A 24,592-nucleotide genomic window follows, 5' to 3' on the forward strand; every position below is an offset into this window, starting at 1 on the left:
TTGTTAAGCACAACTTAACCAAGATTGTGAATTATACGGGCTAATAATATAGCACCATCTCTTCTATATTGCCTGAAGCATATAAACGCCGGGCTAATTATTATCTCGCAGAGGTTTTTTCTCTTTTTGATAAATCTTATTGCGCTTTTCAATAATACACCCGCGCCGCATCGCAACAGGAGCACATTGTGGACAGCGTTCAGAAAGATGAAATAGCGTTAAAAATCCTACGTGAATTATTGCAATACCGCCGCCGTTTCCCCGGTGGCGACACCTCAATTGCCGAAGAAGAACAACGGGTCACTCAGGTGCAATTGCCACGCATTCGGGCATTCATTGAAAACGAGCAGCGCATCGAATTCGTGCTGCCGGCCTTTCCGACCAAGTCGCCCAACACCAACAAGGTGATCGGCGCGGTGCCGGACATGGCGGAGCGGCTGTCGCTGATCTTCCTCAACTCGCTGTGCCAGCGTATTCAACTCTATTACCCGCCGGGTGCGCATATCGTTATCTGCTCCGACGGCCACGTGTTCGGCGATCTGATCCGCGTCAGCGACGAAGCGATCAACCACTATCAGCGCGAGATTGAAGGCCTGCTGCATGAAGTGGGTGCGACGCACCTGAGCGTGTTCAACCTCGGCGACGTCAAAGGCCTGGCGGAGCATACCGACGATTACGATCTGCTGCGCCGGCTGTTGGTGGACGGCTACGCCGAGTCGGAAGAGGCGATCAAGCAACAGCTGATGCAGGACGAACAGGGCCTCTTGCTGTACCGCGCCATCACGCGTTTCCTGTATGAAGACAGCCAGCTGCCGGGCTACAGCGGTTCCAACGCCGCGCTGCAGAAGGACGCCAAGCAGCGCGCCTGCGGCGTGATCCAACGCAGCTGGGCCTGGGGCAACCTGCTGGCGCAACATTTCCCGGCTGCGATCCGCCTGTCGATTCACCCGCAGCCGGTCGACAGCCTGAAAATGGGCATCCACATGATGCCGACCAAAGACGACTGGCTGACGCCGTGGCACGGCGTGGCGGCGAACGTGAACGGCCAGTTCGTGCTGATGAAGCGTAAAGACGCGCAGAGCCTGGACGGCGAACTGGTGGAGATCCGCGGCACGCCGAGCCATTACCTGATCGAGCAGCCACAGATGGCCTGAGGCCGCCGCAGGCTTTTGCGCCCGAAATCCTGGCGGGCGCGTTTTTGACGGCACGTTGCCGTGTGAGCAGCACATTCGATGCAAGGAGAATCACCGATGAACAACCAACCGCTTAATTGCCATATCCAACCGAATACCCCGTTCGGCGCGATCCTGACGCCGCAGCACCCGGGGCAAAAGATCGGCGAGCTGCCGGTGGCGGCGCTGCGAGCGCTGGCACAGGAACACCACTTGCTGGTGCTGCGCGGATTCGACTCCGGTTTCAGCGAGGCGGAAGTCCTGACTCGCTATGCCGAACAGTGGGGCGAAATCATGATGTGGCCGTTCGGTGCGGTGCTGGACGTGAAGGAACATCCGGACGCCAAGGATCATATCTTCGACAGCAGCTACGTCCCGCTGCATTGGGATGGCATGTATAAGCCGACCATCCCCGAGTTCCAGCTGTTCCACTGCGTGGCGGCACCCTCTCAGGACGAAGGCGGATGCACCACCTTCGTCGATACCACACGGCTGTTGGCCAATGCGGACGAAGCGCTGCTGGATCAGTGGCTGTCGGTCTCGATCACCTACCGCATCAAGCAGGTGGTGCATTACGGTGGTGAGGTCTGTTCGCCGCTGGTGGTGCAGCACCCGAACGGCAGGGGGTTAATCATGCGCTACAATGAACCGCCGACGGAGGGGAAAAAATTCCTCAACCAGCATGCGCTGGAATATCACGGCGTGCCTGAACAGCAGCAGGAACAGTTCCACCACACCCTGCAGCAGCATTTGTACGATCCGCGTCACTATTATGCTCACCAATGGCAACAGGGTGACGTGGTGGTGGCGGACAACTTCTCGCTGCTGCACGGCCGTGAGGGCTTTACCGCCCGTTCCGCGCGTCATTTGCAGCGCGTGCATATTCAGAGCAACCCGGTGTGCGCCAATCTGGCGCTGAAGCCGGCCAACGCAGAAGCGTAAAGGAGCATTATGGCAAGGATACTGATGGCGGCGGTCGCCACTCCGGGGCATGTCTACCCGATGTTAGCCATCGCTCGCCACCTGATTGCCCAAGGGCATCAGGTGCGGGTGATGACCGGCGCGCTGTTTCGCGAACGCGCCGAGGCGGCGGGCGCGAACTTCGTGCCGTTCGACGCGCAGGTGGATTTCGACTATCGCCACCTGGAAGAGCACTTCCCGGCGCGCGCCGCGCTGCCGCCGGGCAATGCGCAGATGGCGCTGGCGCTGAAGGATTTCTTCGCCGCACCGATCCCGCTGCTGGATCGGCAGCTGCGGGCGGCCATCGCCGCCGAAAAGACCGATCTGCTGATGGTGGAGAACTGCTTCTACGGCGTGCTGCCGCTGCTGCAGTCCGCCGAGCGGCCGCCGGTCTTCGGTATCGGCGTTACGCCGCTGTCGTATTCTTCGCGCGATGCTATTTTTTATGGCCCGCGTATCCCGCCGGCGCTGCTGCCACAGGCGTTGACCCGTGAGCAGCTGGTGGATGAAGAAACGCGCGTGCTGCTCGATGAAGTACAGCAGAGCTTCGATACCGCGCTGGTGCAGGCGGGCGGGCGGGCGCTGGATCGCCCATTCACCGACGCGCTGATCGGCGGCTGCGAGCGTTTCCTGCAGCTGGCTACCACGGCGCTGGAATATGAGCGTGACGATCTGCCGAGCGGTGTGCGGTTCGTCGGCCCGCTGCGCAGCGGCGGCCAGCCGGCGGCGGAAGAGACGCTGTGGGAGACGGATGACCGTCGGCCGTTGGTGATTGTGACACAGGGCACGCTGGCCAATGTCGATCTGCATCAGCTGATCGTACCGACGCTGCAAGCGCTGGCGCATTTGCCGGTGCGAGTGCTGGCCACGACCGGCGGACGGGCGACGGAAGGGCTGATGGAGGCACTGCCGGGCAATGCCAGAGTGCGGGAGTTTATCTCCTTCGAACGCTGGCTGCCGGAGACGGCGCTGCTGATCACCAACGGCGGTTACGGCTCGATCAACTATGCGCTGGACAGCGGCGTGCCGCTGATCGTCGCCGGCACCGGCGAGGACAAGCTGGAGGCGGCCGCGCGCGTGGTGGCCGCCGGCTGCGGCATCAGCCTGCACACCAGCACGCCGACCGCCGAACAGATCCTGGCGGCGGCGACGCGCATTCTGCAACAGCCGATCTATCGGCAACGCGCGGCGCTGGTGCGTGAGGACTATGCCCGCCACGACGCGCTGACGGCGATCGCCAACGAAGTGGCCGCCATTACCGCCTGACCTCGCCGTTCTTCCTTCCTCTGGCGCCGTTTTCGGCGCCTTTTTTCTGCATTTTTTTGCCATGGAAACTGCATGATTATGTACAATCGTCGCAGGCCGCCAAATCGGTTGAATGTTAATCTCACGACAGCGCCGCTGATGAGAACGGAGGAATATCATAATTTTCTAATTATGAAATGAATCCTCTGGCGACGCTGAAGCGGGGCGGTTACCCTGAATCGATAGCCTAATGGGATAGGCGTCAAATCAAGAAGAGAGCAAGCATGAGTGATTCACAAATCCGCATTGCGATTGCGGGCGCCGGCGGCCGGATGGGCCGTCAATTGATCCAGGCGGTGCAGCAGGCGGAAGGCGTGGTGTTGGGGGCGGCGCTGTCGCGCCCGGGCTCCAGCCTGGTCGGCGTCGACGCCGGCGAACTGGCGGGCATCGGCGCGCTGGGCGTCAAGGTGAGCGACAGTCTGGAGAAGGTGGCGAACGAGTTCGATATTTTGATCGACTTCACCCGCCCGGAAAGCACCCGGGGTTACCTGGATTTTTGCGTGGCGCACCACAAGGCGATGGTGATTGGCACTACCGGCTTCGATGACGCCGGCAAACAGGCGATCCGCGATGCGGCGCAGCATATCGGCATCGTGTTCGCCGCCAACTTCAGCGTCGGCGTCAACCTGGTGTTGAAACTGCTGGAGAAGGCCGCGCAGGTGATGGGCGACTATACCGATATCGAAATCGTTGAGGCGCACCACCGCCACAAAGTGGATGCGCCGTCGGGCACGGCGCTGGCCATGGGCGAAGCGATCGCCGGCGCGCTGGGGCGCGACCTGAAAAGCTGCGCGGTCTATGCGCGCGAAGGCCATACCGGCGAACGCGATCCGAAAAGCATCGGCTTTGCCACCATTCGCGCCGGCGACATCGTCGGCGAGCACACCGCGATGTTCGCCGACATCGGTGAACGGGTGGAAATTACCCATAAGGCCTCCAGCCGGATGACTTTTGCCAGCGGCGCGGTGCGTGCGGCTGCCTGGTTGCATAACCGGGATAAAGGTCTGTTTGATATGCGTGATGTGCTGAATCTGGACCAATTATAATTAATTTGCATACCATCGTGATGTGGTTGTATTGATCATAATACTATGATAATCGGACAATAATTTTATTGTCCTTTTTTTTAACATGAAAAATGAAGTATTGGTGTGTTTTTATTTCATTGATTGTTATTTGTTGATGTTTACCTTGCTAATCATCCCGTTTTTATCCACCAGATCTTATTTCAGCGTCTTTTGGAGCCCATTCTGGCGCCATTTTTCGTCATTCAGCCTCGCAACCGTTTTCCAGCCCCGGTTTTCTGTGTTTTTATCGCCGCTCAAGCCGCATGAGCGGCGAGAACTGCAAAAATAAAACAAAAAACGGCAGTTTGGGTAGACAAGCCTGGCACTCATCATTAAAATGCGCCCAATTTGCCAAAAATTGGCCTCGCGGACGGTTTTTGCATTGATTTAGATCGCGATATCTGAATTAATATGCAAATATTGTGATTGATTATTCCTCGGAGGGTGTTTTGATAAAGTCAGCGCTATTGGTTCTGGAAGACGGAACCCAATTCCACGGTCGGGCCATCGGGGCAGAGGGAACGGCAGTGGGGGAAGTGGTCTTCAATACGTCGATGACCGGTTATCAAGAAATCCTCACTGATCCTTCCTATTCCCGCCAGATCGTTACTCTTACTTATCCTCATATCGGCAATGTCGGCACTAATGCTTCCGACGAAGAATCCTCCGCAGTACACGCCCAAGGCCTCGTCATTCGTGACCTCCCGCTGATCGCCAGCAACTACCGCAACGAAGAAAGCCTGTCCGACTACCTCAAGCGTCACAACATCGTGGCAATCGCCGATATCGATACCCGTAAATTAACCCGCCTGCTGCGCGAGAAGGGCGCCCAGAACGGCTGCATCATCGCCGCCGACTCGCCGGACGCCGCGCTGGCCCTGGCCAAGGCGCAAGGTTTCCCGGGGTTGAAGGGCATGGATCTGGCGAAAGAGGTCACCACCCAAGAGGCCTACAGCTGGCAGCAAGGCAGCTGGACGCTTGAAGGCGACCTGCCTGAAGCCAAGACCGCCGCGGAGCTGCCGTTCCACGTAGTGGCTTACGACTACGGCGCCAAGCGCAACATCCTGCGCATGCTGGTGGATCGCGGCTGCCGCCTGACCGTGGTGCCGGCGCAGACCCCGGCCGACGAGGTGCTGAAAATGAATCCGGACGGCATCTTCCTGTCCAACGGCCCGGGCGACCCGGAGCCATGCGACTACGCCATCGCCGCCATCAAACAGTTCCTGGAAACCGACATTCCGGTGTTCGGCATCTGCCTGGGCCACCAGCTGCTGGCGCTGGCCAGCGGGGCGAAAACCATGAAGATGAAGCTCGGCCACCACGGCGGCAACCACCCGGTGAAGGATCTGGACAACAACACCGTGATGATCACCGCGCAGAACCACGGCTTCGCCGTCGATGAAAACAACCTGCCGGCGAACCTGCGCGTCACGCACAAATCGCTGTTCGACCATACGGTGCAGGGCATTCACCGCACCGACAAAGCGGCGTTCAGCTTCCAGGGTCACCCGGAAGCCAGCCCAGGCCCGCACGATGCCGCGCCGCTGTTCGATCACTTCATCGAACTGATTGAGACTTACCGTTCTAACGCCAAATAATCAGGAGCAGTAAAAAATGCCAAAACGTACAGACATAAAAAGCATCCTGATCCTCGGCGCTGGCCCGATCGTTATCGGCCAGGCGTGTGAGTTCGACTACTCGGGTGCCCAGGCGTGTAAAGCGCTGCGCGAAGAGGGTTACCGCGTCATTCTGGTTAACTCCAACCCGGCGACCATCATGACCGACCCGGAAATGGCCGATGCGACCTATATCGAGCCGATCCACTGGGAAGTGGTGCGCAAGATCATCGAAAAAGAGCGCCCGGATGCGGTGCTGCCGACCATGGGCGGCCAGACGGCGCTGAACTGCGCGCTGGAGCTGGAGCGTCAGGGTGTGCTGGCCGAGTTCGGCGTTACCATGATCGGCGCGACGGCCGATGCGATCGACAAGGCCGAAGACCGTCGCCGTTTCGACGTGGCGATGAAGAAAATCGGTCTGGACACCGCGCGTTCCGGCATTGCGCACACCATGGAAGAAGCGCTGGCGGTAGCCGCTGACGTCGGCTTCCCGTGCATCATCCGCCCTTCCTTTACCATGGGCGGCACCGGCGGCGGCATCGCCTATAACCGCGAAGAGTTCGAAGAGATCTGCGAACGCGGTCTGGACCTGTCGCCGACCAACGAGCTGCTGATCGATGAATCGTTGATCGGTTGGAAAGAGTACGAGATGGAGGTGGTGCGTGATAAGAACGACAACTGCATCATCGTCTGCTCCATCGAAAACTTCGACGCGATGGGCATCCACACCGGCGACTCGATCACCGTCGCACCGGCCCAGACCTTGACCGACAAGGAATACCAAATCATGCGCAACGCCTCGATGGCGGTGCTGCGTGAGATCGGCGTCGAAACCGGCGGCTCCAACGTGCAGTTCTCGGTCAACCCGAAAACCGGCCGCCTGATCGTTATCGAAATGAACCCGCGCGTGTCGCGCTCTTCGGCGCTGGCGTCGAAAGCCACCGGCTTCCCTATCGCCAAGATCGCCGCCAAGCTGGCGGTGGGCTACACCCTCGATGAGCTGATGAACGACATCACCGGCGGCCGCACCCCGGCATCGTTCGAACCGTCCATCGACTACGTCGTGACCAAGATCCCGCGCTTCAACTTCGAGAAGTTCGCCGGCGCCAACGATCGCCTGACCACCCAGATGAAGTCGGTCGGCGAAGTGATGGCCATCGGCCGCACCCAGCAGGAGTCGCTGCAAAAAGCGCTGCGCGGCCTGGAAGTGGGCGCTACCGGCTTCGACCCGAAAGTCAGCCTGGACGATCCGGAAGCGCTGACCAAGATCCGCCGCGAGCTGAAAGACGCCGGCTCTGACCGCATCTGGTACATCGCCGACGCCTTCCGCGCCGGTTTGTCGGTTGACGGCGTCTTCAACCTGACCAACGTCGACCGCTGGTTCCTGGTGCAGATTGAAGAGCTGGTGCGCCTGGAAGAGCAGGTGGCCGACGCGGGCATCAACGGCCTGAACAAAGCGTTCCTGCGCACCCTGAAGCGCAAGGGCTTCGCCGATGCGCGTCTGGCCAAGCTGGCCGGCGTCGCCGAGAGCGAAATTCGCAAGCTGCGCCACAGCCACGGCCTGCATCCGGTGTACAAGCGCGTGGATACCTGCGCGGCGGAATTCGCCACCGACACCGCCTACATGTACTCCACCTATGAAGAAGAGTGCGAGTCCAACCCGACCAACGACCGGCCGAAAGTGATGGTGCTGGGCGGCGGGCCGAACCGTATCGGCCAGGGCATCGAGTTCGACTACTGCTGCGTGCACGCCTCGCTGGCGCTGCGCGAAGACGGCTACGAGACCATCATGGTCAACTGTAACCCGGAAACCGTCTCCACCGACTACGACACCTCCGACCGCCTGTACTTCGAGCCGGTGACGCTGGAAGACGTGCTGGAAATCGTGCGCATCGAGAAGCCGAAGGGCGTGATCGTGCAGTACGGCGGCCAGACCCCGCTGAAGCTGGCGCGCGAGCTGGAAGCTGCGGGCGTGCCGATCATCGGCACCAGCCCGGATGCCATTGACCGCGCCGAAGACCGCGAGCGCTTCCAGCAGGCGGTCAACCGTCTGGGCCTGAAGCAGCCGGCCAACGCCACCGTCACCGCCATCGAGCAGGCGGTGGAGAAGGCGGCGGGCATCGGCTATCCGCTGGTGGTGCGCCCTTCCTACGTGCTGGGTGGCCGGGCGATGGAGATCGTCTATGACGAAACCGACCTGCGCCGTTACTTCCAGACTGCGGTCAGCGTGTCCAACGATGCGCCGGTGCTGCTGGACCGCTTCCTGGACGACGCGGTGGAAGTGGACGTCGACGCCATCTGCGACGGCGAGCGCGTGCTGATTGGCGGCATCATGGAGCACATCGAGCAGGCGGGCGTGCACTCCGGTGACTCCGCGTGTTCGCTGCCGGCGTACACCCTGAGCCAGGAAATTCAGGACGTAATGCGTCGTCAGGTGGAAAAGCTGGCGTTCGAGCTGCAGGTACGCGGCCTGATGAACGTGCAGTTCGCGGTGAAAGACAACGAAGTCTACCTGATTGAAGTGAACCCGCGCGCCGCGCGTACCGTGCCGTTCGTGTCCAAAGCGACCGGCGTGCCGCTGGCCAAAGTGGCCGCGCGCGTGATGGCGGGCAAAACGCTGGTTGAGCAGGGCGTGACCGAAGAAATTATCCCGCCGTACTACTCGGTGAAAGAAGTGGTGCTGCCGTTCAACAAATTCCCGGGCGTCGACCCGATTCTGGGGCCGGAAATGCGCTCTACCGGGGAAGTGATGGGCGTGGGCCGCACCTTCGCGGAAGCCTTCTCCAAAGCGATGCTGGGCAGTAACTCGGGCATGAAAAAGCAGGGCCGCGCGCTGCTGTCGGTGCGTGAAGGCGACAAGGCTCGCGTGGTCGATTTGGCCGCCAGCCTGCTGAAGCAGGGCTTCGAGCTGGACGCCACTCACGGCACCGCGGTGGTGCTGGGCGAAGCGGGCATCAACCCGCGCCTGGTCAACAAGGTGCACGAAGGGCGTCCGCACATTCAGGACCGTATCAAGAACGGCGAGTACACCTACATCGTCAACACCACGGCCGGCCGTCAGGCGATTGAAGACTCCAAGCTGATTCGCCGCAGCGCCCTGCAGTACAAGGTGCACTACGACACCACGCTGAACGGCGGCTTTGCCACCGCGATGGCGCTGAAAGCGGATCCGACCGAGCAGGTCACGTCGGTGCAGGAAATGCACGCGCGCATCGGCAAATAACCGCGCGATAACGCTACGCCAGGGGCGCTGCAGATGCAGCGCCCTTTTTTATTCAGCGAATTTGTCGGCTGGCGTTAAAAATTTCCGCTATCAATCAGTGGGCAAACTGTCACCCTGTGTGATTGGTATATGCTTGGTGTATTGGCAAGGAACGAAGGAACGACGATAACAATGATTCTGATAATTTATGCTCACCCGTATCCCCGGCATTCGCATGCCAACCAGCGCCTGCTGCAGGCGGTGAGGGATCTCCCCGAGGTAGAGGTGCGCTCGCTGTATGAGCTGTACCCCGATTTCAATATCGACATCAACGCCGAGCAGCGGGCGCTGGAGCGCGCCGACCTGGTGGTGCTGCAGCATCCGATGCAGTGGTACAGCTTCCCGCCGCTGTTGAAGCTGTGGATCGACAAAGTGCTGGAGCACGGCTGGGCCTACGGCCACGACGGCAACGCGCTGGTGGGGAAAGACTGCCTGTGGGCGGTGACCAGCGGCGGCGACGAGCACCACTTCGAGCTGGGCGACTTTCCCAACTTCGCCGCGCTGGCGCAGCCGCTGCAGGCCACGGCGATTTACTGCGGCATGAACTGGCAGCCTTTTTTCGCTCTGCATAACACCTTTACCTGCAACGAACCGGCGCTGCTCGCCGCCGGCGAAGCCTACCGGCAGCGGTTGGTTGACTACCTGATGGAACATGCCGAAGCGGAAACACGGGAGGCCAGCCATGGATAACCACCACATGATGATCGAGGGGCTGATCTACCTCGGCTCCGCCGCGCTGTTTGTGCCGATCGCGGTGCGACTGGGGCTGGGCTCGGTGCTCGGCTACCTGATTGCCGGCTGCATCATTGGCCCCTGGGGGCTGAAGCTAGTGTCGGATGCCGAGTCGATCCTGACCTTCGCCGAGATCGGCGTGGTGCTGATGCTGTTTATCATCGGCCTGGAGCTGGATCCCAAGCGGCTGTGGACGCTGCGCGCCTCGGTGTTCGGCGGCGGCAGCATTCAGATGGTGGGCTGCGGCCTGGCGCTGAGCGCCTTCTGTTACTTCCTGGGACTCAACTGGAAGGTGGCGCTGTTGATTGGCCTGACGCTGGCGCTCTCATCCACCGCCATCGCCATGCAGGCGATGAGCGAACGCAACCTGACGCCGTCGCCGATCGGCCGCAGCGCATTTGCGGTGCTGCTGTTCCAGGATATCGCGGCGATCCCGCTGGTGGCGATGATCCCGCTGCTGGCTAGCAGCGGCGCCACCACCACGCTGGGCGCTTTCGTGCTGTCGGCGGCCAAGGTGGTGGGCGCGTTGACGATAGTGGTACTGCTCGGCCGCTACGTCACCCGCCCGCTGCTGCACTTCGTCGCTCGTTCGGGCATGCGCGAGGTGTTCAGCGCCGTGGCGCTGTTCCTGGTGTTCGGTTTCGGCATCCTGCTGGAGATGGCCGGGCTGTCGATGGCGATGGGGGCGTTCCTCGCCGGGGTGCTGCTGGCGAGCTCGGAATACCGCCACGCGCTGGAGAGCGATATTCAGCCGTTCAAGGGGCTGCTGCTGGGGCTGTTCTTTATCGGCGTCGGCATGTCGATCGACTTCGGCACGCTGTTCCATCACCCGCTGCTGATCGCCTCGCTGCTGCTGGGCTTTATGCTGATCAAGGCGGCGCTGCTGTGGCTGATTGGGCCGCTGCTCGGCGTGCCGAAGCGCCAGCGCGGCCTGTTCGCCATTCTGCTGGGGCAGGGCAGTGAATTCGCCTTCGTGATCTTCAGCGCCGCGCAGCTGGCCGGCGTCCTGCCGGTCGAATGGGCCAAGTCGCTGACGCTGGCGGTGGCGCTGTCGATGGCGGCCACGCCGCTGCTGCTGGTGATCGCCGCGCAGCTGGAGAAAAATGCGCCGAAAGAGGAGCGCCCGGCTGACGTTATCGACGACGAGAATGCCAGCGTGATCATCGCCGGCTTCGGCCGTTTCGGTCAGATCGCCGGCCGCTTGCTGTTGGCCAACGGCGTACACACCGTGGTACTGGATCACGATCCGGACCATATCGAGACGCTGCGCAAATTCGACACCAAGGTGTTCTACGGCGACGCCACGCGCGCCGATTTGCTGGAAGCCGCCGGCGCCGCCCACGCCAAGGTGCTGATCAACGCCATCGACGACGTGGAAGACAGCCTGGCGTTAACCGAGCTGGCCAGGCAGCACTTCCCGCATCTGAAGGTGGTGGCGCGAGCGCGCGACGTCGATCACTGGTATCAGCTGCGGCAGCTGGGGGTGGAAAAACCGGAGCGCGAAACCTTTGAAAGCTCGCTGCGCATCGGCCGTGAAACGCTTGAGCTGCTGGGGCTGGACGCCTATGAGGCGCGCGAGAAGGCGGATACGTTCCGCCGCTATAACCTGAAGATGCTGGAAGACACGCTGGAGAATTATCAGGACACCGAGTTCCGCATCGCCAGCCTGCAGCGGGCCAAGGAGATGCTCAGCGCGGCCATCGAGCAGGATCAGAATCGGCTGGCGCGGGTGCAGCAGACCGGCTGGCGCGGCAGTATCGACGGCAAGGCGCCGGAGGATGAAGTGGTGGAAGCTAAAGGATAAGAGTAGGGGCGCCAGATCGGCGCCCCTTTTTTTGCTTAGCTCAGTGCGACCTTGATGCCCAAGGCGATCAGCATACCGCCCAGCAGCTTGTCGACGATCTTCTGGGTCTTTTCCAACCCGCGGCGCACCGGCCCGCTCTGGATCAGGAACACCAGCAGCGGCCACCAGATGACCGACAGGCCGAGAATAATCCCCGCGTACCACAGCTTGTCGCCCAGGCCGGAATCGATCTGCAGCACCTGGGTGAATACCGCCAGGAAGAACAGGGTGGCTTTCGGGTTCAGCAGGTTGCACAGGTAGCCTTGCGCAAAGGCGCTCTTCAGGCTGACCTGCTGCTGCGGCAGATTGCTGACGTTCATCTTACCGCCGCCGCGCGACAGCAGCGCCTGGATGCCGATCCACACCAGATACACCGCCCCGGCGTATTTCAGCAGGTTGAACAACCACGGCGTGGTGGTGATCACCACCGCCAGCCCGGCGACGCAGTAGGACATGTGGGTAGCGACGCCGCAGATCACGCCAAAGGCGGTCATCATGGCGGCCAGCCGCGGATAGCGGGCGGCGTTTTTGATCACCAGGAAAAAATCCGGGCCGGGGGAGAGCATGCCGAGGGCGGCAATGCCGGCGACGAACAGCGAAGTTTCAAGCATGGGAGCGTCTCGCGCAAAAGACAGAGTTCTGGCGATAATAACGCCGCTTCCTCTGATGCGCATCAACCCAATGAGGTATTGTTAGGCTCTATGATAATTATTCATCTACCGCCAGCGACGGAGCCCTATGCAGCAGACTAACGCCACAGATAGGCTGGAACCGCACCGGCAACAGCGTGAAATAACCCGCCTGTGCATTCAATGCGCGCTGCTGCTGTTGCAGCACGGCGCTGAGAGCACGGTGGTGGAACAGCTGTCGACCCGCCTGGGGCTGGCGCTGGGGATGGACAGCGTGGAAAGCTCGATCTCCGCCAATGCGGTGGTGTTGACCACCCTCAGCCACGGCGCCTGTCTGACCACCACCCGCAAGAACGTCGATCGCGGCATCAATATGCAGGTGGTGACTGAAGTGCAGCATATCGTGATCCTCGCCGAGCACCACCTGGCGGATGCGCACGACGTGGCGCGCCGTTTTGACAGGATCCGGCCGTTGCGCTACCCGCGCTGGCTGGTGGTGCTGATGGTGGGGTTGTCCTGCGGATGCTTCAGCATGCTTAACGGTGGTGGCGCTGACGCCTTCCTGGTGACCTTTATCGCCAGTGGCACGGCGATGCTGGTGCGCCAAATTCTCACCGCCCGCCATATGAATCCGCTGATCAATTTTTGCCTGACGGCGTTTGTTGCTACGTCGATCTCCGGGCTGCTGCTGCGCCTGCCGGCGTTTAAAGACACCTCGAGCGTGGCGATGGCCGCCAGCGTGCTGTTGCTGGTGCCGGGCTTCCCGCTGATCAACGCGGTGGCCGATATGTTCAAGGGGCACGTCAATACCGGGCTGGCGCGCTGGGCGATGGCCAGCCTGCTGACGCTGGCGACCTGCATCGGGGTGGTGATGGCGATGTCGCTGTGGGATCTGCGGGGGTGGTCATGAGTCTGCTGTGGGCCTTGTTGCAGGAGATGTTGTTGGCGGCGGTGCCGGCGCTGGGCTTCGCCATGGTGTTCAACGTGCCGCTGCGCGCGCTGCGTTATTGTGCGTTGCTTGGGGCCATCGGGCGCGGTTCGCGCATGCTGATGATGCACGGCGGCATGAACATCGAGTGGGCCTCGCTGCTGGCGGCGATCCTGATCGGTATCATCGGTATCTACTGGTCGCGCTGGCTGCTGGCGCACCCGAAGGTGTTCACCGTGGCGGCGGTGATCCCGATGTTCCCCGGCATTTCCGCCTATACCGCGATGATAACTGTGGTAGAGATCTCACATTTGGGCTACAGCGAAGCCTTGATGGAGACCATGATCACCAACTTCCTCAAGGCCAGTTTCATCGTCGGTGCGTTGTCGATCGGCCTGTCGCTGCCGGGTCTGTGGCTGTACCGCAAACGCCCCGGCGTGTGAAATTTCCCGGCGGGAGATCGTTGGTTATTAGATATGCTGATAAGAGCTATCTTATATATTCATCTTGCTTGATTAGCCTATCGACGGCACTCAGGCCTTTACGTATAGTGTCACCAATTTTGCTGCCTACACAGGGTTAAACAATGATTATCAGCCTGATCGCTGCCTTGGCGGCGGATCGCGTTATTGGCATGGAAAACGCCATGCCGTGGCACCTGCCGGCGGACCTTGCGTGGTTTAAACGCAACACGTTGAATAAGCCGGTTATTATGGGCCGCAAGACCTTCGAGTCCATCGGCCGCCCGCTGCCGGGCCGCCACAATATCGTTTTGAGCAGCCGTCCGGGCAGCGAAGCCGGGGTGACCTGGGTGACCTCGATGGATGAAGCGCTGGCCGCCGCCGGCGACGTGGAAGAAGTGATGGTGATCGGCGGTGGGCGCATCTATACCCAGCTGCTGCCGCGTGCCGATCGCCTGTACCTGACGCACATCGACGCCGAGGTCGGCGGCGATACCCACTTCCCGGATTACGAGCCGGACGAGTGGGAAACCACGTTCAGCGAGTTCCACGACGCCGACGATCTGAACTCGCACAGCTACTGCTTCGAGATCCTGCAGCGCCGCTGATTTCAGCGCGTTAGCCAACTCTCCCCGGGGGCGCAAGCAATTGCGCCCCCGGCCTTTTTGCGCCCGTCGTCCGTAACCTTTCCGTCACATTACCTGATTAGTATGAAGCCCAACTCCGAGCGCCCCGGCAACTCTGGTGAATCTTGACCGCGGCGCCATAACTAAAAAGGTAACCACGCTATGACCAAGCAAATTGAGCAATTAGACGTCGACCGCCTGATCGATCCCACTCGCCGCAAACTGCTGCTCGGCAGCGCCGGCGCCGTCGGCCTGGCCGGCTTTCTCGGCGGCGGCATCTGGTCGGTCTCCGCCGAGGCGTTGGCCGAGGATCTGCCGCCTAACAAACTGCTGGGCTTTCAGGGCATCGCCGCCTCTACCGCCGACGAGGTGACCATCGCACCGGGCTACCGTGCGGAGGTGCTGATCTCCTGGGGGGAGCCGCTGGTGGATGGCGCACCGGCCTTCGATCCGCAGGGCAACAACAGCGCCGCCGATCAGGAAAAACAGTTCGGCGACAATAACGACGGCATGAGCTTCTTCCCGATCGACGATCGCCACGGCGTGATGGCTATCAATAACGAATACGTCAACGAGCAATACCTGTTCGCTCACGGCGGCACTAAGGCCACCAGCCTGGAAGAGGTGCGTAAATCCCAGGCGGCGCACGGCGTTTCCATCGTGGCGGTAAAGCGCGTCGGCGACGGCCAGCGTTGGGAAGTGGAGCGCCCGTCGCGCTATAACCGCCGCATCACCGCCAACACCGACATGCAGTTCAGCGGCCCGGCCGCCGGGCATCCACTGCTGCAGACCGCCGCCGATCCGAGCGGGCGTAAGGTGCTGGGCACCTTCGGCAACTGCGCCAACGGCAAGACGCCGTGGGGCACTTACCTGACCTGCGAAGAAAACTTCGATACCTACTTCGGCACCCGTCAGGCCGATTACCCAACCACGCCGGAACAGAAGCGCTATACGCTGAAGGTCAGCGAGCCGGAGCGTAACTGGCCGGACTATGACGAGCGTTTCGACGTGGCGAAGAACCCCAACGAATTCAACCGCCACGGCTGGATCGTGGAGATCGATCCGCTGAATCCGACTTCGACGCCCATCAAGCACACCGCGCTGGGCCGCTTCAAGCATGAAAATGCGGCGGTGACCGTGGCCAAAGATGGCCGTCTGGTGGTGTACATGGGGGACGACGAGCGCGGCGAACATATCTATAAGTACGTTTCCAAAGGCGTGGTCGACGCCGCCAATCCGGCCAACAATCGCACGCTGCTGGATGAGGGAACGCTGTACGTGGCGCAGTTCGACGGCGACGACGCCGGCACGCCGCTGAAGGGCAAAGGGCGCTGGATTGCGCTCGAGTTCGGCAAGAACGGCCTGACGCCGGAGAACGGTTTCCGCGATGAGGCCGAAGTGCTGATCTTCGCCCGCAAGGCGGCGCAGCAGGTCGGCGCCACCAAAATGGATCGCCCGGAGTGGATCGCGGTGAACCCGCATGACGGCCGTGCGTACTGCACGCTGACCAACAACAGCAAACGCGGTGAGGAAGGGATGCCGCTGAACGCCGCCAACCCGCGGCCGAACAATATCTATGGCCAGATCATTCGCTGGGACGAAGGCGGTGACGCCACCGCCGGCACCTTTGCCTGGGACATGTATGCGCTGTGCGGCAACCCGATTGCCTACCCGGAAGGCGTCAACCGCGGCACGCCGAACATCACGGCGGACAACACGTTCAACAGCCCGGACGGGCTGGGCTTCGATCGCGCCGGCCGCCTGTGGATCCTCACCGACGGCAAGTACAGCAACAAGGGGGATTACGTCGGGCAGGGCAACAACCAGATGCTGGTGGGCGATCCGGTCAGCGGCGAAATTCGCCGTTTCATGGTGGGGCCGAAGTCCTGCGAACTGACCGGCATCACCTTCACTCCGGACTACAAGACGATGTTCGTCAACGTGCAGCATCCGGGAGAAGAAGGCGATTCGCACTTCCCGAACAACAGCCCGCGTCCGCGTTCATCGGTGTTGATGATTACGCGTGAAGATGGCGGGGTGATTGGGGCGTAAGGCAGTAAAGAGAATCAAGGCGGCCCTGGGCCGCCTTTATGTTTTCAGGATGCGGCCAGTCTGCCGGCGTGGTCAGGCGCCTCGCCACGGTTGGCGGGCTGCGTGAAGTAACGACGGTCTTCCCAGCGCAGCATCGTCAGATCGCCGCCCCAGCAGCAGCCGGTATCCAGCCCGATCACGCCCTCCGGCGTGCCCTTGCCTTCCAGCGAGGCCCAGTGGCCGAAAATGATGGTGTATTCCGGATCCACCAGGCGCGGCAGTTCGAACCACGGCTTCAGCGGCGCCGGCGCGGTGCCCGGCGCATCTTTGCAGATCATGTCGAGCTGGCCGTTGGGGAAGCAGTAGCGCATGCGTGTGAACGCATTGGTGCTGAAACGCAGGCGCGCCAGGCCGCTCAGCTCCGGCGCCCAGTTGTTCGGCATGTCGCCGTACATGGCGTCGAGAAACAGCGGGTAGCTGTCGCTGCTCAATACCGCTTCCACTTCGCGCGCGCACATTTTCGCGGTGTCGATATCCCACTGCGGGGTGATGCCGGCGTGCGCCATCACCAGCTTTTGCTCATCGTCCACCTGCAGCACCGGTTGGCGGCGCAGCCAGTTGATCAGCTCGTCGGCGTCCGGCGCTTCCAGCAGCGGGGTGATGCGATCCTTGGGTTTGTTGCGGCTGATGCCGGCGTAGACCGCCAGCAGGTGCAGATCGTGGTTGCCCAGCACCATGCGCACCGCCGGGCCGAGCGAGCGCACGAAGCGCAGCACGTCCAGCGAGGCGGGGCCGCGCGCCACCAGATCGCCGGTCAGCCACAGCCGATCGCGCTCGGGATCGAAAGCAGCCTGAGCCAGCAGCGACTTCAGTTCATCGTAACAGCCGTGAACGTCGCCGATAAGGTATGTCGACATAATTAATGGATCAGCGTTGGAATGGCTAAGCGAAACACGGGAATAGCGGTGCGGAACGGTTGACCCTGATGGTCCACCATTTCGTAATGGCCTTCCATGGTGCCCAGCGGCGTTTCCAGAATCGCGCCGCTGGTATACTGAAACTCTCCGCCGGGCGGAATGACGGGCTGTTCGCCGATCACGCCTTCGCCCTGAACTTCGGTTTGGCGGCCGTTGCTGTTGGTGATCAGCCAGTAACGGCCCAGCAGTTGCACGTCGGTCCGCCCCAGATTGCGGATAGTGATGGTATAGGCGAAGACGTAACGCTCTTCTTCAGGGATCGACTGTGATTCCACATAGATGCTCTGAACCTGAATACACACGCGGGGCGAATCAATCATGACAACAACTCCTTATTGCTGCGGCGTCGGATTGGCTGACAGCCAGTTCGCCAGCTTGCAGTACTGTGCCACAGAAATATTTTCTGCTCTGAGCGAAGGATCGACGCCCAGCTCCGTCAGCTGCTCCGGCGTGAACAGGTCGCCCAGGCTATTGCGGATGGTTTTCCGCCGCTGGTTGAACGCCTGCGTGGTGATGCGGCTCAGCATGCGCACGTCGCCCACCGGGTTCGGCAGCACGCTGTGCGGCACCAGGCGCACCACGGCGGAATCGACTTTCGGCGGCGGCGCGAACGCGGTCGGCGGCACTTCCAGCACCGGAATGACGTTGCAGTAGTACTGCGCCATCACGGTCAAACGCCCGTAGGCCTTGCTGTTCGGGCCGGCCACCAGACGGTTGACCACCTCTTTTTGCAACATAAAGTGCATGTCGCGGATTGCCTGAGTATAGCTGAAAAGGTGGAACATCAGCGGCGTCGAAATATTGTACGGCAGGTTACCAAATACGCGCAGCGGTTGGCCAGCTTCCTCGGCCAGTTCGGCGAAATTCACCGTCATGGCGTCCTGCTGGTGGATGGTCAGCTTGTCTTTCAGCCGCGGGTGGTTCTCCAGCCGGGTGGCCAGATCGCGGTCCAGTTCGATCACCGTCATGCGGTCCATGCGTGCGCCGACCGGCTCGGTCAGGGCGCCGAGGCCGGGGCCGATCTCGACCACCGCTTCGCCCGGCTGCGGGTGAATGGCGGAGACAATGCTATCGATGACAAACTGATCGGTTAAAAAGTTTTGTCCAAAGCGTTTGCGGGCAAAGTGCCCTTGGTGGACTCTGTTATTCATTACAATTAATTATCATTTTAATGGCGAGATTCAGGGCCGTTTGGAAACTGCCGACATCGGCGGTGCCGGTGCCGGCCAGTTCCAGAGCGGTACCGTGGTCGACCGAGGTGCGTATGAAAGGCAAACCGAGGGTGATATTCACCGCGCGGCCGAACCCTTGGTATTTTAGCACCGGCAGCCCCTGATCGTGATACATCGCCAGCACCGCATCGGCATCTTGCAGATATTTGGGCTGGAACAGGGTGTCCGCCGGCAGCGGGCCGACAAGATGGATGCCCTCAGCGCGCAGCGCGTCGAGCGCCGGGATGATGGTGTCTATCTCTTCGTGCCCCATATGGCCGCCTTCCCCGGCGTGGGGATTCAGACCGCAAACGTAAATGTGCGGCCGGGCGATGCCAAATTTGGTTTTCATATCGTGGTCGAGGATGCGGATGACTTCGAACAGGCTCTGTTGCGTGATGGCGCCCGGCACCGCCAGCAGCGGCAGGTGGGTGGTCGCCAGCGCCACGCGCAGCTCTTCGGTCGCGAGCATCATCACCACGCGATCGCAGCGGCTGCGATCGGCAAAGAATTCGGTATGGCCGATAAACGGCACGCCGGCGTCGTTGATCACGCCCTTGTTCACCGGGCCGGTGATCAGCGCAGCGAATTCGCCGTTCAGGCAGCCGTCGCAGGCGCGCGCCAGGGTTTCCACCACGTAGGCGCTGTTGCCGACGTTCAACTCCCCGGCGGTGACCGGGTGAGCGAGCGAGACCGGCAGCACGGTCAGCGTGCCGGCGCGTTGCGCTTCGGCCGGCTGCTGCGGCTGGTAGTCGCGCAGCGTCAGCGGCAGGCCCAAACGCTTGGCGCGTTCAAGCAGCAGGGCCGGATCGGCGCACACCACCAGCTCAACAGGCCAATCCTGTTGCGCCAGCGCTGCCACCAAATCCGGCCCTACCCCGGCGGGTTCGCCGGGGGTAATGACGACGCGTTTATTGCTGTGCATCGCTGCCATCGAGGATCTTCACGTAAGCCTGAGCGCGCTGTTCCTGCATCCAGGTCTGTGCTTCTTCGGCGAACTTACGGTTGAACAACATGCGGTAAGCGCGATCTTTTTGCGCGGCGTCGGTCTTATCCACCTGGCGGGTATCCAGCAGCTGGATCAGGTGCCAACCGAAGGAAGAGTGGACCGGCGCGCTGATTTCACCCTTGCTCAGCTTCAGCAACGCATCGCGGAAGGCAGGATCGTAGATGTCCGGGGAAGCCCAGCCCAGATCGCCGCCCTGCATGGCGGAACCCGGATCCTGCGACAGCTGTTTGGCTTCGTCGGCAAACTTGGCGCGGCCGCTCTTGATCGCTTCCGCAACGGATTGCAGCTTGGCGCGCGCCTGATCGTCGGTCAGCACCACCGAAGGTTTCAGCAGGATGTGACGGGCGTGCACTTCGGTAACCGACACCGACTGGCTCGCGCCGCGGATGTCGTTCACTTTCAGGATGTGGAAGCCGACGCCGGAACGGATTGGGCCGACGACGTCGCCTTTCTTGGCGCTCACCAGACGTTCCGCGAACAGGGTCGGGATCTCTTGCAGCTTGCCCCAGCCCATGTTGCCGCCTTTCAGCGCCTGAGAGTCGGCGGAGTAAGTGATCGCCAGCTTGCCGAAGTCGGCGCCGCTGTTGATCTCACCCACCAGGCGTTTGGCCAGCTCTTCGGCTTTGTCGACCTGCTGCTGAGACGGGTTCTCCGGCAGCGGGATCAGGATGTGGCTGATGTTCATTTCGGTGTCGCTGCCGTTCTGCGCGCCCACCTGTTTGGCCAGCGAGTCCACTTCCTGCGGCAGGATGGTGACGCGGCGGCGCACTTCGTTGTTACGCACTTCGGAGATCAGCATCTCTTTGCGGATCTGCGAACGGTAGGTGTTGTAGTTCAACCCTTCGTACGACAGGCGGCTGCGCAGCTGATCGACGCTCATCTTGTTTTGTGCGGCGATATTGGCGATCGCTTTATCCAGATCGGCGTCGGACACGGTGATGCCCATTTTCTTGGCCATCTGCAGCTGGATGTTATCCATGATCAGGCGTTCGATGATCTGATGGCGCAGCGTCTTGTCGTCCGGCAGCTGTTGGCCGGCCTGCTGGGCGTTGAGCTTCACTGACTGCAACAGACCGTTGACGTCGCTTTCGAGTACCACGCCGTTATCCACGACGGCGGCGACTTTATCCACTTCTTGGGGTGCTGCGAACGCGGCATTGGCGCAAACCACCAATCCGAGAATAAGCGTTCTCCAGTTCTTCATACATTTCCCATTATGTAATCCGCAAATGCGGGTGAAAGTTCTCGTTTTCAAAGTGTTGCAAAGCGTCAGAATGCGCGCTGATACGGCAGAATGCCGGAGCGCAGCATTTCTGCGGAGCCGAGACTATGATCGCTGCTCAGGCCGCGCAGTTCGACGTTGAACGAAACTCTGTTGTCGTAAACGCTGGTATTGTTGCTGTTGTTCCAGTCGGTGATCTTGCGCTCATAGCCCAGGGTCACTGCCCAGCAGCAGGTGTTGTACTTCAGCCCCACCAGCTGATCGGCGGATTGTTTGGCGCGGGTGTCGTAATAATACGCCCCGACCACCGCCCAACGATCGGCGATCGGCCAGCTGCCGGTGATGCCCACCTGCGAGATGCCGTCCTGGAAGGCCGGAACCGTTTTGGTGTTCAACGCCGTCTGGATATATTCCGGCGTGGCGTAACGGTAGTTCAGCTGCACCACGCGCTCGGCATCCTGGCGGTATTCCACCACGCCGTTGCCCAGCGAGACGCTGTTCAGGCGGGTGTCGTACTGCAGGCCGCCGCGCAGGCCCCAACGATCGTCGATTTTCCAGTAGGTATCGCCGGCCCAGGCCACGCTGCCGGTGTCGTCGTTGTTGTCGTACCCGGTTACCTGGTCGCCGGTGCGCGAACGGCTGAAGTAGTAGATTTGACCCACGGAAGCGTTAAAACGTTCAACCAGCGCGTCATCATAAATGCGGGTGGTCAAACCGGTGGAGACGCGGTTCTGCGAAGCGATGCGATCCAGGCCGCTGTAGGTGCGGTCGCGGAACAGGCCGGAGTAGTCGGTCTGCAGCAGCGTGGTGTCGTAGGTGTAGATGTTGCTCTGGTCGCGGTACGGCACGTACAGGTACTGCACGCGCGGCTCCAGCGTCTGGGTGGCGCCTTCGGCCCAGATCATCGGTCGTTCGAATACCAGCTTGCCGTCAACCTTGAACTGCGGCAGTACGCGGTTGACCGAGTCATCAAGTTCCGGTGCAGCGACGCCTTTGCGGCTCTGGTAGTTGGCGGCGAAACCGTCAGGAATATCCTGCTGGTAATGGGTCGCCATCACCTTGGCTTCGGTGTTCAGGCTGGCCCAGCCGTTGGTCAACGGCAGGTTGAGCGTCGGCTCCATATGCAGACGGGTGGCGTCCGGGCTGTATGGGTTGACGCTGGTGAACTTGGCCGCCTGACCGTAGATATGGAAGTCGAACGGACCGAGGTCGTTCTTGTAGTAGTTCAGATCCAGCTGTGGCTGGACTTTATACGAGTCCGACTGTGAACGATCGGTGTCGTCGTAAATCTGGAACTGTTTGGAGCTCAGCGTGGCGTTCCAGTTCTCGTTGGCATAGCCGAGGCTGAATTTCTGCGTGGCGTAGCCATCAGTGGTGGAGCCGTACTTGGAGTCCAGGTCGGTGAAGTATTTAGAGTCGCTGACCTTGGTATAGTCGACGTTGAAGCGCCACACCTGATCCATGACGCCGTTGTGGTTCCAGTAGAACAGCCAGCGTTTGTTGTCGTCATGATCTTTGCCGTATTCTTTGTCGTCCGGCAGCCAGTCGAACTCCATCAGGCCGAGGCCCGGCTGCACCAGATAACGGAACTCGGTCTGCCACTGCAGGCCGCGCTTGGACATATAGTGCGGTGTGATGGTGGCGTCGTAGTTCGGCGCGATGTTCCAGTAGTACGGCAACATGAACTCGAAGCCGTTGTTGCTGCCGTACTTGGCGTTCGGGATCAGGAAGCCGGAACGGCGCTTGTCGCCGACCGGCAGCTGCAGGTACGGGCTGTAGAACACCGGCACGCCGCCGATGCGGAAGCGGGCGTTCCACACTTCCGCTACCTGTTCTTCGCGATCGTGGATCACTTCGGAGCCGACCACGCTCCAGCTGTCGTCGCCCGGCAGGCAGGAGGTAAAGGTGCCGTTTTCCAGAATGGTGTAACGGTTGGCGCCGCGCATCTTCATCTTGTCGGCGTCGCCGCGCCCCTGACGGCCTACCATCTGGTAGTCGCCTTCATAGACGTCGGTATCTTTGGTGTTCAGGTTCGACCAGGCCTTCGGGCCTTTCAGTTTGATCTGATTGTCGCTGTAGTGCACGTCGCCGGTTGCGGTGACGGTACGCACCGGCTCCGTCTGGCCGGGTTTTTCCGTCTGGTTCAGCTCAACTTCTTTGGCGGTCAGGGTGCTGTTGCCCTGCTCGACGCGCACGTTGCCGCTGAACAGGGCGCTTTTCGGGTAGTCGGCGCGCGAGTCATCGGCATTGATCGTCACCGGTTGGCTGTTCGGATCGCCGCTGACCAAAGGCTTGTCGTAAACGGGAACGCCAAGCATGCATTGCTCGGCCAGATCAGCCAGCGCATGCTGACTGTAGAGTGCCGTCCAAATCATCGTGGCCAGCAGTGTTGGGAAACTTTTTTTCATACGCGGTTTTGGTGTTCCGTCATCAGAGGCGTCATGTCCGGCAAACGGTCAGAGACTATATTACTCATCTGCGTTGCGCTAGTGCTAAATCCAGCCGTTTACTTGCGTCGTCGTTAGGCGCAAAGATAAATGACAGGTATGATAATCCAAATTCTAGGAAAAATCGCCTGCACCCTTTCCTGAAGCGAAGGGGAGTGGGCGGCTTTCGGCATGATAATTGAGGAGTATATGCAGTATTGGGGAAAACTGCTCGGCGTCATCGTCGCCATCTGGTCTGGCGCGGGATTCTGGGGTGTAGTTCTGGGGCTGATTATCGGTCATATGATCGATACGGCGCGCAGCAACAAGCGCAGCCGGGGGTTCTTCACCGACCAGCAAACGCGGCAAACGCTGTTTTTCCGCACCACTTTTCAGGTGATGGGCCACCTGACCAAATCCAAAGGACGCGTTACCGAGGCGGATATCCAGATCGCCAGCCTGTTCATGGATCGCCTGCAGCTGCATGGCGAAGCGCGCACCGCGGCGCAGCAGGCGTTCCGCGAGGGCAAACAGAGTCAGTTCCCGCTGCGTGAGACGCTGCAGCAGTTCCGCAGCATCTGTTTTGGCCGCTTCGATTTGATTCGGATGTTTCTGGAAATTCAGATTCAGGCGGCGTTCGCCGACGGCTCGCTGCACCCGAACGAACGCCAGGTGCTGTACGTCATCGCCGAGGAGCTGGGTATTTCACGCGCGCAGTTCGACCAGTTCCTCAGCATGATGGAAGGTGGGCGCCAGTTCGGCGGCGGTCAGCAGGGCGGATATTCGCAGGGCGGCTATCAGCAGGCTCAGCGCGGCCCGACGCTCGACGACGCGTGCAAGGTGCTCGGCGTGCGCAGCAGCGACGATGCCGCCACCATCAAACGCGCCTACCGCAAACTGATGAGCGAACACCATCCGGATAAGCTGGTGGCGAAAGGCTTGCCGCCGCAGATGATGGAAATGGCCAAGCAGAAAGCGCAGGAGATTCAGGCGGCGTACGACCTGATCAAACGTGAGAAAGGCTTTAAATAACGATACCCGTCATACTTCGAGCTGCAGGTGTGTTGGCTGCCCGCGCTTACCCCGGTCACGTACTTTTTGTACGCTCCCGGGGC

At 61.0% G+C, this 24,592-nt stretch carries 20 protein-coding genes; 13 read left to right on the forward strand and 7 right to left on the reverse strand.

All coding sequences use genetic code 11. From position 1 onward, the window contains the following. Positions 1–188: 188 nt before the first annotated feature. The 8 genes from pvcA to kefC all read left to right on the forward strand — a co-directional run bounded on the left by pvcA (position 189) and on the right by kefC (position 11,918). Positions 189–1,154 carry an L-tyrosine isonitrile synthase gene (gene pvcA, locus ACJ8QI_RS16240; protein ID WP_060422401.1) on the forward strand — a complete coding sequence of 322 codons (966 nt, stop codon included), beginning with the start codon at positions 189–191 and terminating at the stop codon, positions 1,152–1,154. Between the two features lie 96 nt (positions 1,155–1,250). After that, positions 1,251–2,114, forward strand: a complete 864-nt coding sequence (locus ACJ8QI_RS16245; RefSeq protein WP_049272798.1) for a TauD/TfdA dioxygenase family protein — start codon at positions 1,251–1,253, stop codon at positions 2,112–2,114. A 24-nt stretch (positions 2,115–2,138) separates the two neighbouring features. Continuing rightward, positions 2,139–3,398 (forward strand): glycosyltransferase, encoded by a 1,260-nt coding sequence (locus ACJ8QI_RS16250; RefSeq protein WP_060440791.1) that lies wholly within the window; start codon positions 2,139–2,141, stop codon positions 3,396–3,398. Positions 3,399–3,661: 263 nt separating this feature from the next. Continuing rightward, complete coding sequence (gene dapB / locus ACJ8QI_RS16255; RefSeq protein WP_060422408.1) at positions 3,662–4,483, forward strand: 4-hydroxy-tetrahydrodipicolinate reductase; 822 nt, start codon at positions 3,662–3,664, stop codon at positions 4,481–4,483. A 470-nt stretch (positions 4,484–4,953) separates the two neighbouring features. Further along, the gene (gene carA, locus ACJ8QI_RS16260; protein WP_048232622.1) at positions 4,954–6,102 is read left to right on the forward strand and encodes a glutamine-hydrolyzing carbamoyl-phosphate synthase small subunit; all 1,149 of its coding nucleotides are present in this window, start codon (positions 4,954–4,956) and stop codon (positions 6,100–6,102) included. Between the two features lie 16 nt (positions 6,103–6,118). Further along, entirely contained in the window at positions 6,119–9,343 is a 3,225-nt protein-coding gene (gene carB / locus ACJ8QI_RS16265) for a carbamoyl-phosphate synthase large subunit (protein ID WP_033649161.1), read from the forward strand. Between the two features lie 171 nt (positions 9,344–9,514). Then, on the forward strand, positions 9,515–10,072 hold the full coding sequence (gene kefF, locus ACJ8QI_RS16270; RefSeq protein WP_060422413.1) for a glutathione-regulated potassium-efflux system oxidoreductase KefF: 558 nt from the start codon (positions 9,515–9,517) through the stop codon (positions 10,070–10,072). Continuing rightward, positions 10,065–11,918, forward strand: a complete 1,854-nt coding sequence (gene kefC, locus ACJ8QI_RS16275) for a glutathione-regulated potassium-efflux system protein KefC (protein ID WP_038873391.1) — start codon at positions 10,065–10,067, stop codon at positions 11,916–11,918. Before kefF ends, kefC begins: the two co-directional genes overlap by 8 nt. Positions 11,919–11,953: 35 nt before the next feature. Here the strand turns inward: kefC and ACJ8QI_RS16280 are convergent, their stop codons facing one another. Continuing rightward, on the reverse strand, positions 11,954–12,568 hold the full coding sequence (locus tag ACJ8QI_RS16280) for a LysE family translocator (RefSeq protein ID WP_015376619.1): 615 nt from the start codon (positions 12,566–12,568) through the stop codon (positions 11,954–11,956). A gap of 127 nt (positions 12,569–12,695) precedes the next feature. Between ACJ8QI_RS16280 and ACJ8QI_RS16285 the strand changes: the two genes are divergently transcribed. From ACJ8QI_RS16285 to ACJ8QI_RS16300, 4 genes are all read left to right on the forward strand, one after another. Then, the gene (locus tag ACJ8QI_RS16285) at positions 12,696–13,496 is read left to right on the forward strand and encodes a threonine/serine ThrE exporter family protein (RefSeq protein WP_442532818.1); all 801 of its coding nucleotides are present in this window, start codon (positions 12,696–12,698) and stop codon (positions 13,494–13,496) included. After that, positions 13,493–13,957: a threonine/serine exporter gene (locus tag ACJ8QI_RS16290; protein ID WP_033637072.1), complete on the forward strand. Its 465-nt coding sequence runs from the start codon at positions 13,493–13,495 to the stop codon at positions 13,955–13,957. Before ACJ8QI_RS16285 ends, ACJ8QI_RS16290 begins: the two co-directional genes overlap by 4 nt. A 143-nt stretch (positions 13,958–14,100) precedes the next feature. Continuing rightward, positions 14,101–14,583, forward strand: coding sequence for a type 3 dihydrofolate reductase (gene folA, locus ACJ8QI_RS16295; RefSeq protein WP_038873402.1), 483 nt, complete (start codon positions 14,101–14,103; stop codon positions 14,581–14,583). A gap of 180 nt (positions 14,584–14,763) precedes the next feature. Next, the gene (locus ACJ8QI_RS16300; protein WP_442532819.1) at positions 14,764–16,653 is read left to right on the forward strand and encodes a PhoX family protein; all 1,890 of its coding nucleotides are present in this window, start codon (positions 14,764–14,766) and stop codon (positions 16,651–16,653) included. 44 nt (positions 16,654–16,697) lie between these two features. Here the strand turns inward: ACJ8QI_RS16300 and apaH are convergent, their stop codons facing one another. The 6 genes from apaH to lptD form a co-directional block, all read right to left on the reverse strand. Continuing rightward, positions 16,698–17,549, reverse strand: a complete 852-nt coding sequence (apaH, locus tag ACJ8QI_RS16305; protein WP_442532820.1) for a bis(5'-nucleosyl)-tetraphosphatase (symmetrical) ApaH — start codon at positions 17,547–17,549, stop codon at positions 16,698–16,700. Positions 17,550–17,551: 2 nt separating this feature from the next. Continuing rightward, positions 17,552–17,929, reverse strand: coding sequence for a Co2+/Mg2+ efflux protein ApaG (apaG, locus tag ACJ8QI_RS16310; protein WP_016929119.1), 378 nt, complete (start codon positions 17,927–17,929; stop codon positions 17,552–17,554). Positions 17,930–17,941: 12 nt separating this feature from the next. Continuing rightward, positions 17,942–18,760 (reverse strand): 16S rRNA (adenine(1518)-N(6)/adenine(1519)-N(6))-dimethyltransferase RsmA, encoded by an 819-nt coding sequence (gene rsmA, locus ACJ8QI_RS16315; protein WP_060422426.1) that lies wholly within the window; start codon positions 18,758–18,760, stop codon positions 17,942–17,944. Then, positions 18,753–19,745 carry a 4-hydroxythreonine-4-phosphate dehydrogenase PdxA gene (gene pdxA, locus ACJ8QI_RS16320; protein ID WP_442532854.1) on the reverse strand — a complete coding sequence of 331 codons (993 nt, stop codon included), beginning with the start codon at positions 19,743–19,745 and terminating at the stop codon, positions 18,753–18,755. The genes rsmA and pdxA overlap by 8 nt, the downstream gene beginning before the upstream one ends. Continuing rightward, positions 19,732–21,033, reverse strand: a complete 1,302-nt coding sequence (surA, locus tag ACJ8QI_RS16325) for a peptidylprolyl isomerase SurA (RefSeq protein ID WP_048232625.1) — start codon at positions 21,031–21,033, stop codon at positions 19,732–19,734. Before surA ends, pdxA begins: the two co-directional genes overlap by 14 nt. A 65-nt stretch (positions 21,034–21,098) precedes the next feature. After that, positions 21,099–23,459, reverse strand: coding sequence for an LPS assembly protein LptD (gene lptD / locus ACJ8QI_RS16330; RefSeq protein WP_060422429.1), 2,361 nt, complete (start codon positions 23,457–23,459; stop codon positions 21,099–21,101). Between the two features lie 228 nt (positions 23,460–23,687). On the opposite strand from lptD, the gene djlA reads away from it, so the two are divergent. After that, a complete protein-coding gene (gene djlA, locus ACJ8QI_RS16335; protein ID WP_015376627.1) occupies positions 23,688–24,509 on the forward strand; it encodes a co-chaperone DjlA in 822 nt (273 codons plus the stop codon). Positions 24,510–24,592 lie beyond the last annotated feature (83 nt).

It is taken from the genome of Serratia sp. CY84636, assembly GCF_052166245.1.
Lineage (GTDB): Bacteria > Pseudomonadota > Gammaproteobacteria > Enterobacterales > Enterobacteriaceae > Serratia > Serratia nevei.